The sequence below is a fragment of the Pseudomonas sp. SWRI50 genome (assembly GCF_014269095.1).
Lineage (GTDB): Bacteria > Pseudomonadota > Gammaproteobacteria > Pseudomonadales > Pseudomonadaceae > Aquipseudomonas > Aquipseudomonas kermanshahensis.
Genome location: NZ_JABWRW010000001.1, coordinates 344,269 through 360,885 on the forward strand (window position 1 = coordinate 344,269; position 16,617 = coordinate 360,885).

12 protein-coding genes are annotated in these 16,617 nt (G+C 62.0%); all 12 read left to right on the forward strand.

Going from position 1 to position 16,617, the window contains the following annotated elements; all coding sequences use genetic code 11:
• Nucleotides 1–59: 59 nt before the first annotated feature.
• Nucleotides 60–1,412, forward strand: coding sequence for an RIP metalloprotease RseP (gene rseP, locus HU750_RS01620; RefSeq protein WP_099428487.1), 1,353 nt, complete (start codon nucleotides 60–62; stop codon nucleotides 1,410–1,412).
• A gap of 70 nt (nucleotides 1,413–1,482) precedes the next feature.
• Nucleotides 1,483–3,846 carry an outer membrane protein assembly factor BamA gene (gene bamA / locus HU750_RS01625; protein ID WP_027595799.1) on the forward strand — a complete coding sequence of 788 codons (2,364 nt, stop codon included), beginning with the start codon at nucleotides 1,483–1,485 and terminating at the stop codon, nucleotides 3,844–3,846.
• 44 nt (nucleotides 3,847–3,890) lie between these two features.
• Nucleotides 3,891–4,394 (forward strand): OmpH/Skp family outer membrane protein, encoded by a 504-nt coding sequence (locus HU750_RS01630; RefSeq protein ID WP_027595800.1) that lies wholly within the window; start codon nucleotides 3,891–3,893, stop codon nucleotides 4,392–4,394.
• A gap of 1 nt (nucleotide 4,395) precedes the next feature.
• Nucleotides 4,396–5,451 carry a UDP-3-O-(3-hydroxymyristoyl)glucosamine N-acyltransferase gene (gene lpxD / locus HU750_RS01635; protein ID WP_027595801.1) on the forward strand — a complete coding sequence of 352 codons (1,056 nt, stop codon included), beginning with the start codon at nucleotides 4,396–4,398 and terminating at the stop codon, nucleotides 5,449–5,451.
• Nucleotides 5,452–5,564: 113 nt separating this feature from the next.
• Nucleotides 5,565–6,005: a 3-hydroxyacyl-ACP dehydratase FabZ gene (fabZ, locus tag HU750_RS01640; protein ID WP_003252314.1), complete on the forward strand. Its 441-nt coding sequence runs from the start codon at nucleotides 5,565–5,567 to the stop codon at nucleotides 6,003–6,005.
• Nucleotides 6,002–6,778, forward strand: coding sequence for an acyl-ACP--UDP-N-acetylglucosamine O-acyltransferase (lpxA, locus tag HU750_RS01645; RefSeq protein ID WP_186675982.1), 777 nt, complete (start codon nucleotides 6,002–6,004; stop codon nucleotides 6,776–6,778). The genes fabZ and lpxA overlap by 4 nt, the downstream gene beginning before the upstream one ends.
• A gap of 1 nt (nucleotide 6,779) precedes the next feature.
• On the forward strand, nucleotides 6,780–7,907 hold the full coding sequence (gene lpxB, locus HU750_RS01650) for a lipid-A-disaccharide synthase (protein ID WP_186675983.1): 1,128 nt from the start codon (nucleotides 6,780–6,782) through the stop codon (nucleotides 7,905–7,907).
• A gap of 1 nt (nucleotide 7,908) precedes the next feature.
• On the forward strand, nucleotides 7,909–8,532 hold the full coding sequence (rnhB, locus tag HU750_RS01655; RefSeq protein ID WP_027595804.1) for a ribonuclease HII: 624 nt from the start codon (nucleotides 7,909–7,911) through the stop codon (nucleotides 8,530–8,532).
• A 168-nt stretch (nucleotides 8,533–8,700) separates the two neighbouring features.
• Nucleotides 8,701–12,225 carry a DNA polymerase III subunit alpha gene (gene dnaE, locus HU750_RS01660; RefSeq protein WP_186675993.1) on the forward strand — a complete coding sequence of 1,175 codons (3,525 nt, stop codon included), beginning with the start codon at nucleotides 8,701–8,703 and terminating at the stop codon, nucleotides 12,223–12,225.
• A gap of 105 nt (nucleotides 12,226–12,330) precedes the next feature.
• On the forward strand, nucleotides 12,331–13,278 hold the full coding sequence (locus HU750_RS01665; protein ID WP_186676003.1) for an acetyl-CoA carboxylase carboxyltransferase subunit alpha: 948 nt from the start codon (nucleotides 12,331–12,333) through the stop codon (nucleotides 13,276–13,278).
• Between the two features lie 157 nt (nucleotides 13,279–13,435).
• The gene (tilS, locus tag HU750_RS01670; protein ID WP_186676022.1) at nucleotides 13,436–14,719 is read left to right on the forward strand and encodes a tRNA lysidine(34) synthetase TilS; all 1,284 of its coding nucleotides are present in this window, start codon (nucleotides 13,436–13,438) and stop codon (nucleotides 14,717–14,719) included.
• A 268-nt stretch (nucleotides 14,720–14,987) separates the two neighbouring features.
• Nucleotides 14,988–16,616 carry a CTP synthase gene (gene pyrG / locus HU750_RS01675; RefSeq protein ID WP_099453143.1) on the forward strand — a complete coding sequence of 543 codons (1,629 nt, stop codon included), beginning with the start codon at nucleotides 14,988–14,990 and terminating at the stop codon, nucleotides 16,614–16,616.
• Nucleotide 16,617 lies beyond the last annotated feature (1 nt).

Sequence of the window (16,617 nt, forward strand, 5' to 3'; positions counted from 1 at the left end):
GCAGGCCTGCCAGGGCTTGTGCGAAAAGTCGTTCTGCTGAACGTCATCTGGAGAAAGATATGACTGCGCTCTACATGATTGTCGGCACCCTGGTGGCCTTGGGTGTTCTGGTCACGTTCCACGAATTTGGCCACTTCTGGGTGGCCCGACGCTGCGGCGTCAAGGTGCTGCGTTTTTCGGTGGGCTTCGGTACGCCGTTGTTGCGCTGGCATGACCGCCAGGGCACCGAATTCGTGGTGGCGGCGATTCCGCTGGGCGGCTACGTCAAGATGCTCGATGAGCGCGAAGGCGATGTGCCGCCTGCGTTGGCCGACCAGTCGTTCAACCGTAAAAGCGTGCGTCAGCGTATCGCCATCGTTGCCGCTGGCCCGATTGCCAACTTCTTGCTGGCCATCGTGTTCTTCTGGCTGTTGGCCATGCTCGGCACCCAGCAGATTCGCCCGGTCATCGGTGCGGTCGAAGCGGGCAGCCTGGCAGCGTCGGCAGGCCTGACCGCAGGTCAGGAAATTGTATCCATCGATGGCAAGGCGACCAGCGGTTGGTCTGCGGTCAACCTGCAACTGGTTCGCCGTCTGGGCGAGAGCGGCACCCTGCAGGTAGGCGTGCGCGACGAAGGCGCCAGTGCCGAGCAGCACTTGCAGATCAAGCTGGACCACTGGCTGAAGGGCGCCGACGAGCCAGACCCTATCCAGTCCCTGGGCTTGCGCCCATGGCGCCCGGTGATCGTGCCGGTGCTGGCCGAGATTGATTCGAAAGGGCCGGCCGCTGCCGCCGGCTTGAAGACAGGTGACAAGCTGCTGGCCCTCGATGGCGTGGCAGTGAGCGACTGGCAGCAGGTGGTCGACACCGTGCGCGCCCACCCGCAAGCCAAGGTCGTGGTGCGTGTCGAGCGCGATGGTGCTGCGCTGGATGTGCCAGTAACCTTGGCCCGCAAGGGTGAGGGCAAGGCCGCGGGCGGTTACTTGGGCGCGGGGGTAAAAGGTGGCGAATGGCCTGCCAACATGCTCCGCGAAGTCAGCTATGGCCCGTTGGACGCGGTAGGCGAGGGCTTGTCGCGCACCTGGAACATGAGCGTCCTGACGCTCGAGTCGCTGAAGAAAATGCTGTTCGGAGAGCTCTCGGTAAAAAACTTGAGCGGACCGATAACCATTGCTAAAGTGGCGGGCGCTTCAGCCCAGTCCGGCGTGGGGGATTTCCTGAATTTCCTGGCCTACCTGAGCATAAGCCTGGGGGTTCTTAACCTGCTGCCCATTCCAGTACTGGATGGGGGGCATTTGCTGTTTTACCTGGTCGAGTGGGCGCGCGGTCGTCCGCTGTCAGATCGGGTGCAAGGTTGGGGGGTCCAGATCGGTATCAGTTTGGTCGTAGGGGTGATGTTGCTCGCCCTGATCAACGATCTGGGTCGACTATAAAGCTTCGCATTGCGAACCTGCCGCCACTTCGCGGCGGGTTGTTTATTGCCAGTTGGAATAAAAGGACTTCATGAAACGTCTGCTGCTAACTGCGGTCCTCTCCGCACTGATGATCGCTGAAGTTCACGCCGAGTCCTTCACCATCTCCGATATTCGTGTCAACGGCCTGCAGCGGGTTTCCGCCGGCAGCGTCTTCGGTGCCTTGCCGCTCAACGTCGGCGATCAGGCCGATGATCGGCGCCTGGTGGATTCGACCCGTTCCCTGTTCAAGACTGGCTTCTTCCAAGACATCCAGCTGAGCCGCGATGGCAATGTCCTGATCATCAACGTGGTCGAGCGCCCGTCGGTTTCCAGCATCGAGATCGAAGGCAACAAGGCGATCAGCACCGAAGACCTGATGAAGGGTCTGAAGCAGTCTGGCCTGGCCGAAGGTGAGATCTTCCAGCGCGCTACCCTTGAAGGTGTGCGTAACGAGCTGCAGCGCCAGTACGTGGCCCAGGGCCGCTACTCGGCCGAGGTCGACGCCGAAGTCGTGCCGCAGCCGCGCAACCGCGTCGCGCTGAAAATCAAGATCAACGAAGGCACCGTCGCGGCCATTCAGCACATCAACGTGGTGGGCAACAACGTCTTCGACGACGAAGAGCTGTCGCAGCTGTTCGAGCTGAAAACCACCAACTGGCTGTCGTTCTTCAAGAACGACGACAAGTACGCCCGTGAAAAACTCTCCGGTGACCTGGAGCGTCTGCGTTCCTACTACCTGGACCGTGGCTACATCAACATGGATATCGCCTCTACCCAGGTATCCATCACGCCAGACAAGAAACACGTCTACATCACCGTCAACATCAACGAAGGCGAGAAGTACACCGTCCGTGACGTGAAGCTCTCCGGTGACCTCAAGGTGCCGGAAGACCAGGTCAAGTCGCTGCTGCTGGTGCAGCCGGGCCAGGTATTCTCGCGCAAGGTGATGACCACCACGTCCGAGCTGATCACCCGTCGTCTGGGTAACGAAGGCTACACCTTCGCCAACGTCAACGGCGTACCACAGCCGAACGACCAGGACCACACCGTCGATATCATGTTCGTGGTCGACCCGGGCAAGCGTGCCTACGTCAACCGCATCAACTACCGCGGCAACACCAAGACCGAAGACGAAGTGCTGCGTCGCGAAATGCGCCAGATGGAAGGCGGCTGGGCGTCGACCTACCTGATCGACCAGTCCAAGACCCGTCTGGAGCGCTTGGGCTTCTTCAAGGAAGTCAACGTCGAGACCCCGCCGGTGCCTGGCACCGATGACCAGGTCGACGTCAACTACAGCGTCGAGGAACAAGCGTCCGGCTCCATTACGGCGTCGGTCGGTTTCGCCCAGAGCGCCGGTCTGATCTTGGGTGGTTCGATCAGCCAGAGCAACTTCCTGGGTACCGGTAACAAGGTCTCCATCGGCCTGACCCGTTCCGAATACCAGACCCGCTACAACTTCGGCTTCGTGGACCCCTACTTCACGGCTGACGGTGTCAGCCTGGGTTACAACGCCTTCTACCGCAGCACCGACTACGACGACCTCGATGTCGACGTTGCCAGCTATGCGGTCGACAGCCTGGGCGCCGGTGTCAGCCTGGGTTACCCAATCAGCGAAACCTCGCGCCTGACCTATGGCCTGAGCGTTCAGCAGGACAAGATCAAGACCGGTAAATACACCGTCGACGAGATCTTCGACTTCCTCGATCAAGAGGGTGACAACTTCCTGAACTTCAAGGCGTCGATCGGCTGGTCCGAGTCGACCCTGAACAAAGGCGTGCTGGCGACTCGTGGTCACTCGCAAAGCTTGACCCTGGAATCGACCATTCCGGGCAGCGACCTGTCGTTCTACAAGCTCGACTACCGCGGCCAACTGTTCAAGCCAATCAACAACGACTACACCCTGCGCCTGCACACTGAACTGGGCTATGGTGATGGCTACGGCAGCACCTCGGGCCTGCCGTTCTACGAGAACTACTACGCGGGCGGCTTCAACTCTGTCCGTGGCTTCAAGGACAGCAGCCTGGGCCCACGCAGTACGCCTAGCCGTGGTGAAGGCAACCCGGGTGGCAAGCCGGGTACCATCGCCGACCCGGATCAGGATCCGCTGCCGTTCGGTGGCAACGTGTTGGTCCAGGGTGGTGTCGAACTGCTGTTCCCACTGCCGTTCGTCAAGGACCAGCGTTCGCTGCGCACGTCGGTATTCTGGGACGTGGGTAACGTGTTCGATACCAACTGCGGCAGCAAGCCAGATTGCGAGAAGGTCGGTTTCTCGGGTATGGCCAGTTCGGTGGGTCTGGGTGTGACCTGGATCACTGCACTGGGGCCGTTGAGCTTCAGCCTGGCGATGCCGGTCAAGAAGCCGGACGATGCCGATACCCAGGTGTTCCAATTCTCTCTGGGCCAGACCTTCTAAGGTCGGCCCTTGCATAACGACAACGGTTTATCCAGGAGTGCATCGTGCGTAAGTTGACTCAACTGGCCATTTTGGCCGCGGCGCTGGTCGCCACCCCGGCTTTCGCCGAAATGAAGGTTGCCGTCCTGAACTATCAGATGGCCCTGCTGGAATCGGATGCCGCCAAAAAGTATGCGGTTGATGCAGAGAAAAAATTCGGCCCGCAACTGACCAAGCTGAAAAGCCTGGAAAGCAGCGCCAAGGGCATCCAGGACCGCCTGATCAAAGGTGGCGACAAGATGCAGCAGCAGGAGCGTGAGCGCCTGGAGCTCGAGTTCAAGCAAAAGGCCCGCGACTTCCAGTTCCAGTCCAAGGAACTGAACGAAGCCAAGGCCGTTGCGGACCGTGACATGCTCAAGCAACTCAAGCCGAAGCTGGACGGCGCTGTCGAGGAAGTGATCAAGAAGGGCGGTTTCGACCTGGTTCTCGAGCGTGGCGCGGTCATCGATGTCAAACCTCAGTACGACATCACCCGCCAAGTCATCGAGCGCATGAACCAAGCCCGTTGATATGACCTTGAACATGACGCTTGGCCAGTTGGCCGAAGCCCTCGGCGCCACCCTCAAGGGGCCCGAGGCGCTGCAGATTACCGGGCTGGCCACCTTGCAGGAGGCCGGCCCTGGTCAATTGAGCTTCCTCGCCAACCCGCAGTACCGCAAATTCCTGGATAACAGCCAGGCGGCAGCGGTGCTGCTCAAGGCTGCGGATGCTGAAGGCTTTGCTGGCAATGCACTGATCGTCGCTGATCCGTACTTGGCCTATGCGCGCATTTCCCACCTGTTCGATCCCAAGCCCAAGGCTGTTGCGGGAATTCATCCCAGCGCCGTAGTGGCTGAAGATGCCCAGGTGGATGCCAGTGCGAGCATCGGCCCGTTCGTCGTCATCGAAAGTGGTGCGCAGGTTGCTGCCAATGTCAGCATCGGTGCCCACTGCGTGGTCGGTGCCCGTTGCGTCATCGGTGAGGGCGGCTGGCTGGCGCCACGGGTCACCCTGTACCATGACGTGACCATCGGCAAGCGTGTGGTGATCCAGTCTGGCGCAGTGATCGGTGGTGAGGGCTTCGGCTTCGCCAACGAGAAGGGCGTATGGCGCAAGATTGCCCAGATCGGCGGCGTGACCATCGGCGATGATGTAGAAATCGGCGTCAACACGGCAATCGACCGTGGTGCGCTGTCGGACACGCGCATTGCCGACGGGGTCAAGCTCGACAACCAGATCCAGATCGCCCATAACGTTCAGATTGGTGAGCACACGGCCATGGCCGCCTGTGTCGGGATTTCCGGCAGCACGCGCATTGGCAAGCACTGCACCATTGCTGGCGGTGTCGGCATGGTGGGTCATATTGATGTCTGTGATAACGTTTTCGTGTCCGGGATGACCATGGTGACCCGATCGATCACCGAACCGGGTGCCTATTCTTCCGGCACAGCCATGCAGCCATTGGCTGACTGGCGCAAGAGCGCCGCGCGTATCCGCCACCTGGACGACATGGCCAAGCGTCTCCAGCAGGTGGAAAAGCGCATCGATACCGTGACCTCAGGTGGCCAGCCGGCATCAGAAGGCTGATACCATTCCCTGAGCAAGAGTGAACAGACGCTAGCTGGCTCCTCTTTGGACTGCAAAAGGAGCGCGTGGTCAGCACCTGCGCTCCCTATTCTTATTACAGGCTTCCCCCCGAAATGATGGACATCAACGAGATTCGCGAATACCTGCCTCACCGTTACCCGTTCCTGCTGGTGGATCGCGTGACGGATCTGGACTTCGAGGCCCAGAGCATTCGTGCCTACAAGAATGTCAGCATCAACGAGCCGTTCTTCAATGGCCACTTCCCGGCCCACCCGATCATGCCGGGCGTTCTGATCATCGAGGCCATGGCCCAGGCGGCCGGCATCCTCGGTTTCAAGATGCTCGATGCCAAGCCGGCAGATGGCACCCTGTACTACTTTGTCGGGTCCGACAAACTGCGTTTCCGTCAGCCGGTATTGCCGGGTGACCAGCTTGTGCTGGAAGCCAAGTTCCTCAGCCGCAAGAGCATGATCTGGAAATTCGAGTGCCGCGCCCTGGTCGACGGCAAGCCTGTCTGCTCGGCAGAAATCACCTGCGCGGAACGCTCCCTATGAATTTGATTGATCCTCGGGCCATCATCGACCCGTCGGCCAAACTGGCCGACGGTGTCGAGGTGGGCCCCTGGTCGATCGTTGGCCCTGATGTCGAAATCGGGGAGGGCACCGTCATTGGCCCGCATGTGGTGCTCAAAGGGCCGACCCGTATCGGCAAGCACAACCGCATCTACCAGTTTTCCTCGATCGGCGAAGACACCCCTGACCTCAAGTACAAGGGTGAGCCGACGCGCTTGGTGATCGGTGATCACAATGTGATCCGCGAAGGTGTGACCATTCACCGCGGTACCGTTCAGGACCGTGCAGAAACCACCGTCGGCGATCACAACCTGATCATGGCCTACGCCCACATCGGTCACGACAGTGTCATCGGCAATCATTGCATTCTGGTGAACAACACCGCGTTGGCGGGGCATGTTCATGTGGGGGACTGGGCGATTCTGTCCGGGTACACCCTGGTGCACCAGTACTGCCATATCGGTGCACATGCCTTTTCCGGCATGGGTACGGCGATCGGCAAAGACGTACCGGCCTTCGTCACGGTGTTCGGCAGCCCGGCCGAAGCGCGCAGCATGAACTTCGAAGGCATGCGTCGTCGGGGGTTCAGCGACGAGGTCATTCATATCCTGCGTCGTTGCTACAAGATCGTCTACCGTCAGGGCCTGACCGTCGAAGACGCGATCAAGGCGCTGGACGAATTGGCAGCCCAGCACCCTGAGGTCGATCTGTTCCGTCAGTCGATCCTGAATTCTGCCCGCGGCATCACCCGCTGACATGGCCCAGCTTTGCGTAGCCCTGGTCGCGGGTGAGGCCAGCGGCGATATTCTCGGGTCTGGCTTGATGCGCGCCCTCAAGGCGCGCCATCCCGACGTACGCTTTATCGGTGTTGGCGGCCCCTTGATGGAAGCCGAAGGCCTGCAATCCTACTTCCCCATGGAACGTCTGGCGGTCATGGGCCTGGTCGAGGTGCTGGGACGGCTGCGTGAGCTGCTCAAGCGCCGCAAGTTGTTGATCCAGACCCTCATCGCCGAAAAGCCCGATGTGTTCATCGGCATCGACGCCCCGGATTTCACCCTCAACATCGAATTGAAACTGCGTCAGGCCGGTATCAAGACCGTGCACTACGTCAGCCCATCCGTATGGGCGTGGCGGCAGAAGCGCGTGCTGAAGATCCGCGACGGCTGCGACCTGATGCTGACGCTGTTGCCGTTCGAAGCCCGGTTCTACGAGGAGCAGGGGGTGCCGGTGCGTTTCGTCGGCCACCCACTGGCCGATACCATTCCGCTCGAGGCCGACCGACAGGCGGCGCGCGCTGAGCTTGGGCTGGGCCCAGGCCCGGTGGTGGCGTTGATGCCTGGCAGCCGCGGCGGCGAGGTCGGGCGCCTGGGGGCGCTGTTCCTCGATGCCGCCGAGCGCTTGCGCGAACGAGTACCGGGTGTGCGCTTCGTGCTGCCCTGCGCCAACGCCGCACGGCGTGCCCAGGTTGAGCAGATGCTCGAAGGGCGCGCGCTACCGCTGACCCTGCTCGACGGCCAGTCGCACCAGGCCTTGGCGGCCTGCGATGCGGTGCTTATCGCGTCGGGTACCGCCACCCTGGAGGCGCTGTTGTACAAGCGCCCCATGGTGGTGGCTTATCGCCTGGCGCCGTTGACCTACTGGATTCTCAAGCGCCTGGTCAAAAGCCCTTACGTGTCGTTGCCCAACCTGCTGGCCCAGCGCGAGCTGGTGCCTGAACTGCTGCAGGATGACGCCACCAGCGAAGCCCTGGCGCAAACCTTGGCCCCCTTGGTGGCCGATGGCAGCCAGCAGACCGAACGTTTCGACGAGATTCACCGCACCCTGCGCCGGGATGCTTCCAACCAGGCCGCCGAGGCGGTACTGGCCTTGCTCAAGGACCGCTGAGATGCAAATAGGACTGGATTTCAACCTGGTCGAAGACCTGGTCGCCGGGGTCGATGAAGTCGGCCGTGGCCCCTTGTGTGGCGCGGTGGTGACGGCTGCAGTGATCCTCGACCCGGCACGGCCGATCCTCGGCCTCAACGATTCGAAGAAACTCACCGAAGCCAAGCGCGAGGCGTTGTTCGACGAAATCTGCGAGAAGGCGCTGAGCTTTTGCATTGCCCGCGCCGAGGTCGAAGAAATCGACCGCCTGAACATTCTTCAGGCCACCATGCTGGCCATGCAGCGTGCGGTCGAGGGGCTGCATGTCACGCCCAAGCTGGCACTGATCGACGGCAACCGTTGCCCCAAGCTGGCGGTACCCGCTGCGCCGGTCGTCAAAGGCGACAGCCAGGTGCCGGCCATTGCGGCTGCGTCGATCCTGGCCAAGGTGACGCGTGATCGGGAGATGAGTGCGTTCGAGCTGATCTACCCCGGTTACGGCATCGGTGGGCACAAGGGTTATCCGACGCCGGTGCACCTTGAAGCCCTGGCCCGGCTTGGGCCTACGCCCATTCACCGACGCTCCTTTGCGCCGGTACGGGCGGCCTGGGAGGCCCGTGAGGGCATTACTGATTCTTTGATCTAGTGCATGGGGCCGCTTTGCGGCCCTTTCGCGACGCAAGGCCGCTCCTACAGAGGTTACGCGTTTCCTTGTAGGAGCGGCCTTGTGTCGCGATGGGCTGCGAAGCAGCCCCAAATCCTGCCCTCATTTACGCTACAATCCCGCCCTTGTCGTTCTGCTACAGGATCACCCATGTCGGTTCCCTTCGTTCACCTTCGCGTGCACTCCGAATTCTCGCTGGTCGACGGCCTGGTGCGGATCAAACCGCTGGCCAAGGCATTGGCGGGGATGAACATGCCGGCGGTGGCGATCACCGACCAGAGCAACATGTGCTCGCTGGTGAAGTTCTACAAGACCGCCATGGGCGCCGGGATCAAGCCGATCTGTGGTGCCGACCTGTGGCTGGCCGGGCCCGACCCGGAAGCCCCGTTGTCGCGCATCTGCTTCCTGGCGATGAACCCCCAGGGCTATCGCAACCTCACCGAGCTGATTTCGCGCGGTTGGGTCGAAGGCCAGCGCAATGGCCTGGTGATTTTGCAGCGCGAGTGGATCGCCCCCGCCAGCGAAGGCCTGATCGCCTTGTCTGCTGGCAAGGAAGGCGACATCGGCGCCGCGCTGCTCTCTGGTCGGGTTGAAGAGGCCGAAGCGCTGTTGCGCGACTGGCTGAGCATGTTCCCCGAGCGCTTCTACGTTGAAGTGCAACGCACCAACCGCGCCCGCGACGAAGAATACGTGCACGCTGCTGTGGCCCTGGCCGACAAGGTCGGCGCGCCGCTGGTGGCGACCAACGATGTGCGCTTCATCAAGCAGGCCGACTTCGATGCCCACGAAACCCGTGTCTGCATCGGCGAGGGCTGGACCCTGGACGACCCGCGTCGCCCGCGCAACTACAGCGATCAGCAGTATCTCAAGAGCGCGGACGAAATGGCCGAGCTGTTCAGCGACTTGCCCGACGCCATCGCCAACACTGTCGAGATCGCCAAGCGCTGCAACATCCAGGTTCAATTGGGCAAGCACTTCCTGCCCGATTTCCCGACGCCCAATGGCATGGGCATCGACGATTACCTGCGCCATGTCTCCCATGAAGGCCTGGAGGAGCGCCTGGCGGTGCTCTGGCCCAAAGAGACCACGCCAAACTACGAGGAAAAGCGCCAGGTCTACCTGGACCGCCTGAAGTTCGAGCTGGATATCATCATCCAGATGGGCTTCCCCGGCTACTTCCTGATCGTTATGGACTTCATCAAGTGGGCCAAGAACAACGGCGTGCCGGTCGGCCCAGGCCGAGGCTCGGGTGCCGGTTCGCTGGTCGCCTACGTGTTGAAGATCACCGACCTCGACCCGCTGGCCTATGACCTGCTGTTCGAGCGCTTCCTCAACCCTGAACGGGTATCCATGCCCGACTTCGACGTCGACTTCTGCATGGATGGCCGTGACCGGGTCATCGAATACGTGGCCGATGCCTACGGGCGCAACGCGGTCAGCCAGATCATCACCTTCGGTACCATGGCCGCCAAGGCGGTGGTGCGCGACGTGGCGCGGGTGCAGGGCAAGTCCTACGGCCTGGCTGATCGCCTGTCGAAGATGATCCCCTTCGAAGTCGGCATGACCCTGGAAAAAGCCTACGAGCAGGAAGAGATCCTGCGCGACTTCCTCAAGGGCGACGAAGATGCCCGCGAGATCTGGGAGATGGCCCTCAAGCTCGAGGGTGTCACGCGGGGTACCGGCAAGCACGCCGGTGGTGTGGTCATCGCCCCGACCAAGCTCACCGATTTTTCGCCGATCGCCTGTGACGAAGAGGGCGGCGGCCTGGTAACCCAGTTCGACAAGGACGATGTCGAGGCCGCCGGGCTGGTCAAGTTCGACTTCCTCGGCCTGCGTACGCTCACCATCATCAAGTGGGCGATGGAGACGATCAACCGCGAGCAGGCCAAGCAGAACCTGCCGGACCTGAACATCGACTTCATTCCGCTGGATGACCGCAAGACCTACGAGTTGCTGCAAAAAGCCGAGACCACGGCGGTGTTCCAGCTCGAATCGCGCGGCATGAAGGAGCTGATCAAGAAGCTCAAACCAGACTGCCTGGAAGACCTCATCGCACTGGTGGCGCTGTTCCGCCCAGGCCCGCTGCAGTCGGGCATGGTGGACGACTTCATCAACCGCAAGCACGGCCGCGCCGAGCTGGCCTACCCGCACCCGGACTACCAGTATGACGGCTTGCAGCCGGTACTGGCGCCGACCTACGGCATCATCCTGTACCAAGAGCAGGTGATGCAGATTGCCCAGGTCATGGCCGGCTATACCCTGGGCGGTGCCGACATGCTGCGGCGGGCCATGGGTAAGAAAAAGCCCGAAGAGATGGCCAAGCAGCGCGGCGGCTTTATTGAAGGTTGCGCGAACAACGGCATCGATGGCGATCTGGCAGGTAACATCTTTGACCTGGTAGAGAAATTCGCCGGTTACGGCTTCAACAAATCTCACTCTGCCGCCTATGGCCTGGTGTCCTACCAGACCGCCTGGCTGAAAACCCACTACCCGGCGCCGTTCATGGCCGCGGTACTGTCGGCGGACATGCACAACACCGACAAGGTGGTGGTGCTGATCGAGGAAGTGCGCAGCATGAAGCTGCGCCTTGATGCGCCCGATGTGAACACTTCCGATTTCAAGTTCACCGTCAATGACGATGGCCGTATCGTCTATGGCCTGGGTGCGATCAAGGGTGTGGGCGAGGGGCCGGTGGAAGCCATCGTCGAAGTGCGTGCGCAGGGCGGCCCGTTCAAGGACCTGTTCGATTTCTGCGAGCGCGTCGACCTCAAGCGCGTCAACAAGCGCACCCTCGATGCGTTGATCCGCAGTGGTGCACTGGACCGTCTGGGCCCGTACTTCCATGACGAGATCAAGGCCTACCAGGCCAACATCGACCGTAACCGTGCAACCTTGCTGGCGGCGCTGGAAGAGGCGATCAAGTCGGCCGAGCAGACCGCACGTACTGCCGACAGTGGCCACGTCGACCTGTTTGGCGGCTTGTTTGTCGAGGCAGACTCGGACGTCTATGCCAACCACCGCAAGGTCCGCGAGCTGACCCTCAAAGAGCGCCTCAAAGGCGAGAAGGACACGCTGGGCCTGTACCTGACCGGTCACCCGATCGACGAGTACGAAAGCGAGATTCGCCGTTTTGCCCGGCAGCGCATCATCGACCTGAAGCCGTCCCGTGAGTCTCAGACGATCGCCGGCATGATCATTGCGTTGCGGGTCATGAAGAACAAGAAGGGTGACAAGATGGGCTTCGTCACCCTCGATGACCGCTCGGGGCGCATCGAGGCGTCGCTGTTTGCCGACTCCTTCATGGCGGCCCAGTCATTGCTGCAGAACGACGCCATGGTCGTGGTCGAAGGGGAGGTCAGTAACGATGACTTCTCGGGCGGCCTGCGCCTGCGGGTGAAGCAGGTAATGACCATGGAAGACGCGCGCACGCGCCTGGCCGAAAGCCTGCGCCTGAAAGTCGGCCATGACGCGCTCAAGGGCGACCGCCTGAACTGGCTGGGTGAGTTGATCACCCGTCACCGCGGCGGCTGCCCGATTACCCTGGAATACACCGGCAGTGACGCCAAGGCCATGCTGCAGTTTGCCGATGAGTGGTCAATCGACCCGGCTGACGGCCTGATTCAGGCACTGCGTGACCAGTTCGGACGTGAGAACGTCTTCCTGCAATATCGTTGAATCGACGAATTTTAATCTCGACCTGAATGCGCCCGATCCCTTAAGGTAGGGCGCCAAACGGATCAACCGGCCGGCCGCCTGGCCGTAGACCCAAGACGGATGCCTATGAACCCGAATTTCCTCGATTTCGAACAGCCGATTGCCGACCTGCAAGCCAAGATCGAAGGCCTGCGCCTGGTGGGTAACGACAACTCGCTGAACATCAGCGATGAAATTGCCCGTCTGCAAGACAAGAGCAATACCCTGACCGAAAGCATCTTCGGCAACCTGACCAGCTGGCAGATCGCCCGCCTGGCGCGTCACCCGCGTCGTCCTTACACCTTGGACTACCTGCAGCACATCTTCACTGAATTCGAAGAGCTGCACGGTGACCGCCATTTCTCCGATGATGCCGCGATCGTGGGCGGTACCGCCCGCCTGGATGGCAAGGCAGTGATGGTCATCGGCCACCAGAAGGGCCGCGAAGTACGTGAGAAGGTGCGCCGCAACTTCGGCATGCCGCGCCCTGAGGGCTACCGTAAGGCGTGCCGCCTGATGGAACTGGCCGAGCGCTTCAAGATGCCGATCCTGACGTTCATCGACACCCCAGGTGCCTACCCAGGTATCGACGCCGAAGAGCGTAACCAGAGCGAGGCGATTGCCTGGAACCTGCGTGTCATGGCGCGCCTGAAGACGCCAATCATCGCCACCGTGATCGGTGAGGGTGGTTCTGGCGGTGCACTGGCCATTGGTGTGTGCGACCAGCTGAACATGCTGCAGTACTCCACCTACTCGGTGATTTCGCCGGAAGGCTGCGCCTCGATCCTGTGGAAAACCGCCGACAAGGCTGCCGATGCCGCCGAGGCCATGGGTATCACGGCCGAACGCCTGAAGAGCCTGAACATCGTCGACAAGGTCATCTCGGAGCCGCTGGGCGGCGCCCACCGTGACCCGGCCGCCATGTCTGAAAGCATCCGTGCCGACCTGGTGCAGCAGCTGGACATGCTGGGCAAGCTCGACAATGACGCGCTGCTGGCACGTCGTTACGAGCGCCTGATGAGCTACGGCCTCTGATACACCCCGGGGCCGCTTTGCGGCCCTGTGGGAGCGGGCTCGCCCCGCGAAGAGGCCGGCTCTGGCAACGGAGTCGTATGGCAAGGGCTTCGCCCTTGTTCGCGGGGCAAGCCCGCTCCCACAGTGCCCCGGCGATTGCGAATCATGTGAGGCGCCCTTGATCAACCTCACTCCCTGGCTCCAAGCCCCCGCCTGGCACATCGCCTTCTCTGGCGGCCTGGACTCCACCGTCCTGCTGCACCTGCTGGCCGATTACGCCCGCACCCACCCCGCGCCCCCGTTGCGCGCCATCCATATCCATCACGGCCTGCAGCCCGCCGCTGACGCGTGGCCCGCCCACTGCGAGCTCGTCTGCGCCAACCTCGGCGTCGAACTTCGTGTGATCCACGTCCAGGTCGCCCCCGGCGCCAGTCTCGAACAGGCGGCCCGCGATGCCCGTTATGCGGCATTCACGAACGTGGTCGGCCCCGGTGAGGTGCTGTTCACCGGCCAGCACCGCGATGATCAAGCCGAAACCCTGCTGTTTCGTTTGCTGCGCGGTGCCGGGCTACGTGGTCTGACCGCAATGCCGGCGCAGCGTCCGCTGGGGCAGGGCAGCCTGGCCAGGCCGTTGCTGGCGATTGCCCGCCAGCAGCTGCACGCGTATGCCCAGGCCCAAGGCCTGACCTGGATCGAAGACCCCACAAACAGCGACACCGCCTTTGCGCGCAACTATTTGCGCGGCGAAGTGTTCCCGGTGCTGCAGCAGCGTTGGCCGCAAGCCAGCCAGAACCTTGCCCGTTGCGCAGCGCACCTGGGTGAAGCGCAGGGTTTGCTGGACGAGGTGGCTCAGGCCGATCTGGCCAAGGCCGAGGAGGGGGCTGCCGCTGCATGGGTGGGGCTGGATTCCCTGGCGCTTGCGGTGCTCGCGGCGTTGTCACCCGCTCGTCAGCGCAATGCCCTGCAATACTGGCTCAGCCATCGCACCCGGCTGCCGGATGCGCGCCACTGGGCTGGCTGGGCCGACCTGCGCGATGCCGCGGCCGACGCCCAGCCGACCTGGCGCTTGGCCGACGGCCGGTTGCTGCGCAGCAACGGCCGTATCTGGTGGCTGAGCGGTGACTGGTTGCAGGCGCCGCAAGGCGAATTCGCCTGGGCAGACTCGGCTTGCGAGCTGGCCTTGCCGGGCAACGGCAGCGTTCGGTTGACTGCGTCCAAGCCCCTGGCGGGCCTGACTGTCCGCTATCGCCAGGGCGGTGAAGTGCTTGAGCTTGCGGGGCGCGGTCGACGCGACCTCAAACGCCTGCTCAACGAGCTGCAGGTGCCGCCTTTCGTGCGTTCGCGCCTGCCATTGCTGTATCAGGGCGAGCGCTTGCTGGCCGTGGCCAACCTGCCGGCACTGGGGCAGGCAGATTGCCAACTGCACTGGCAGTTACCGACGAACGCGCAAGGTTTGAGCTGAAGGGTACATTCCGGTAGACTACCCTCCCTTCTTGATACAACTTCTGTGGGTTCCACGAAAACACAGCAGTTGCCGATTACCACGCAGTTTTTTGCTGGGCTGATTCTGGAAATGACGAGCGAGCTCCATGCCGGGGATACCCTGGTTTGTACAGACGCGGCAGTTTTTCGAGATGCACTGTGATTGACGCAGGTGATCGGGGGCTTCGGCCTTCCTTCGCTTTCTCCGGCGGCGCTGGCCGCCTTAACGCAGACTTCTAGGGTTTTTCATGACGCGCTACATATTCGTCACGGGCGGTGTTGTTTCTTCATTGGGGAAAGGCATTGCCTCGGCTTCCCTGGCGGCCATCCTGGAAGCGCGGGGACTCAAGGTCACCATGCTCAAGCTGGATCCGTACATCAACGTCGATCCTGGCACCATGAGTCCGTTCCAGCACGGTGAAGTCTTCGTCACCCAGGACGGCGCCGAGACTGACCTTGACCTGGGCCACTACGAGCGGTTCATCCGCACGACCATGACCCAGAACAACAACTTCACCACCGGCCGTATCTACGAGCACGTGCTGCGCAAGGAGCGCCGTGGTGACTACCTGGGCGCGACCATCCAGGTCATCCCGCACATCACCGACGAAATCAAGCGTCGCATCATCAAGGGCGCCGGCGATGCCGACGTGGCCCTGGTTGAAATCGGCGGTACCGTCGGCGACATCGAGTCGCAGCCGTTCCTCGAGGCCATCCGCCAGCTGCGCGTCGAAGTGGGCTCCAAGCGCGCCATGCTGATGCACCTGACCCTGGTCCCGTACATCGCTACCGCAGGCGAAACCAAGACCAAGCCGACCCAGCACTCGGTCAAGGAGCTGCGCTCCATCGGCCTGCAGCCTGACGTGCTGATCTGCCGCTCCGACCACCCAGTCGATGCCTCGTCGCGCCGCAAGATCGCCCTGTTCACCAACGTCGAAGAGCGTGCGGTCATTTCGCTCGAAGACGTCGACACCATCTACAAGATCCCGGGCGTGTTGCATGCCCAGGGCCTGGATGACTTCGTCACCGAGCGCTTCGGCCTGCAGTGCGACAGCGCCGACCTGTCCGAGTGGGACAAGGTCGTCGATGCCAAGCTCAACCCAGAGCACGAAGTGACCATCGCCATGGTCGGCAAGTACATGGAGCTGCTGGATGCGTACAAGTCGCTGATCGAAGCGATGAGCCACGCCGGCATCACCAACCGTACCAAGGTCAACCTGCGCTACATCGACTCTGAAGACATCGAGAACCAAGGCACCAGCCTGCTCGAAGGCGCCGACGCCATTCTGGTACCGGGCGGTTTCGGCCTGCGCGGTGTCGAAGGCAAGATCACTGCGGTGCAATACGCCCGTGAGAACAAAGTGCCTTACCTGGGTATCTGCCTGGGCATGCAAGTTGCGGTGATCGAGTTCGCCCGTAACGTGATGGGCTGGAAAGACGCCAACTCCACCGAGTTCGACCGCAACAGCGGCCACCCGGTTGTCGGCCTGATCACCGAGTGGGCTGATGCCACCGGCGCCGTCGAGACCCGTACCGAAGCCTCCGACCTGGGCGGCACCATGCGCCTGGGCGCGCAGGACTGCCAGATCGTCTCGGGCTCCAAGGTTCACGATTGCTACGGCAAGGACGTGATCACCGAGCGTCACCGCCACCGCTACGAAGTGAACAACAACCTGCTGCCACAACTGGTCGACGCTGGCCTGGTGGTTTCCGGTCGTTCCGAAGACGGCGCGCTGGTTGAAGTGGTCGAGTCCAAGGACCACCCATGGTTCGTCGCTTGCCAGTTCCACCCAGAGTTCACCTCGACCCCGCGTGACGGCCACCCGCTGTTCAGTGGTTTCGTCAAGGCAGCCCTGGCTCAGAAGAACAAGGCCTGAT

Coding starts and splice junctions, on each gene's coding strand:
- fabZ (WP_003252314.1), top strand. CDS start 5,565: ATGATGGACATCAACGAGATTCGCGAATACCTGCCTCACCGTTACCCG.
- rnhB (WP_027595804.1), top strand. CDS start 7,909: ATGCAAATAGGACTGGATTTCAACCTGGTCGAAGACCTGGTCGCCGGG.
- lpxD (WP_027595801.1), top strand. CDS start 4,396: ATGACCTTGAACATGACGCTTGGCCAGTTGGCCGAAGCCCTCGGCGCC.
- lpxB (WP_186675983.1), top strand. CDS start 6,780: ATGGCCCAGCTTTGCGTAGCCCTGGTCGCGGGTGAGGCCAGCGGCGAT.
- pyrG (WP_099453143.1), top strand. CDS start 14,988: ATGACGCGCTACATATTCGTCACGGGCGGTGTTGTTTCTTCATTGGGG.
- HU750_RS01665 (WP_186676003.1), top strand. CDS start 12,331: ATGAACCCGAATTTCCTCGATTTCGAACAGCCGATTGCCGACCTGCAA.
- bamA (WP_027595799.1), top strand. CDS start 1,483: ATGAAACGTCTGCTGCTAACTGCGGTCCTCTCCGCACTGATGATCGCT.
- dnaE (WP_186675993.1), top strand. CDS start 8,701: ATGTCGGTTCCCTTCGTTCACCTTCGCGTGCACTCCGAATTCTCGCTG.
- rseP (WP_099428487.1), top strand. CDS start 60: ATGACTGCGCTCTACATGATTGTCGGCACCCTGGTGGCCTTGGGTGTT.
- lpxA (WP_186675982.1), top strand. CDS start 6,002: ATGAATTTGATTGATCCTCGGGCCATCATCGACCCGTCGGCCAAACTG.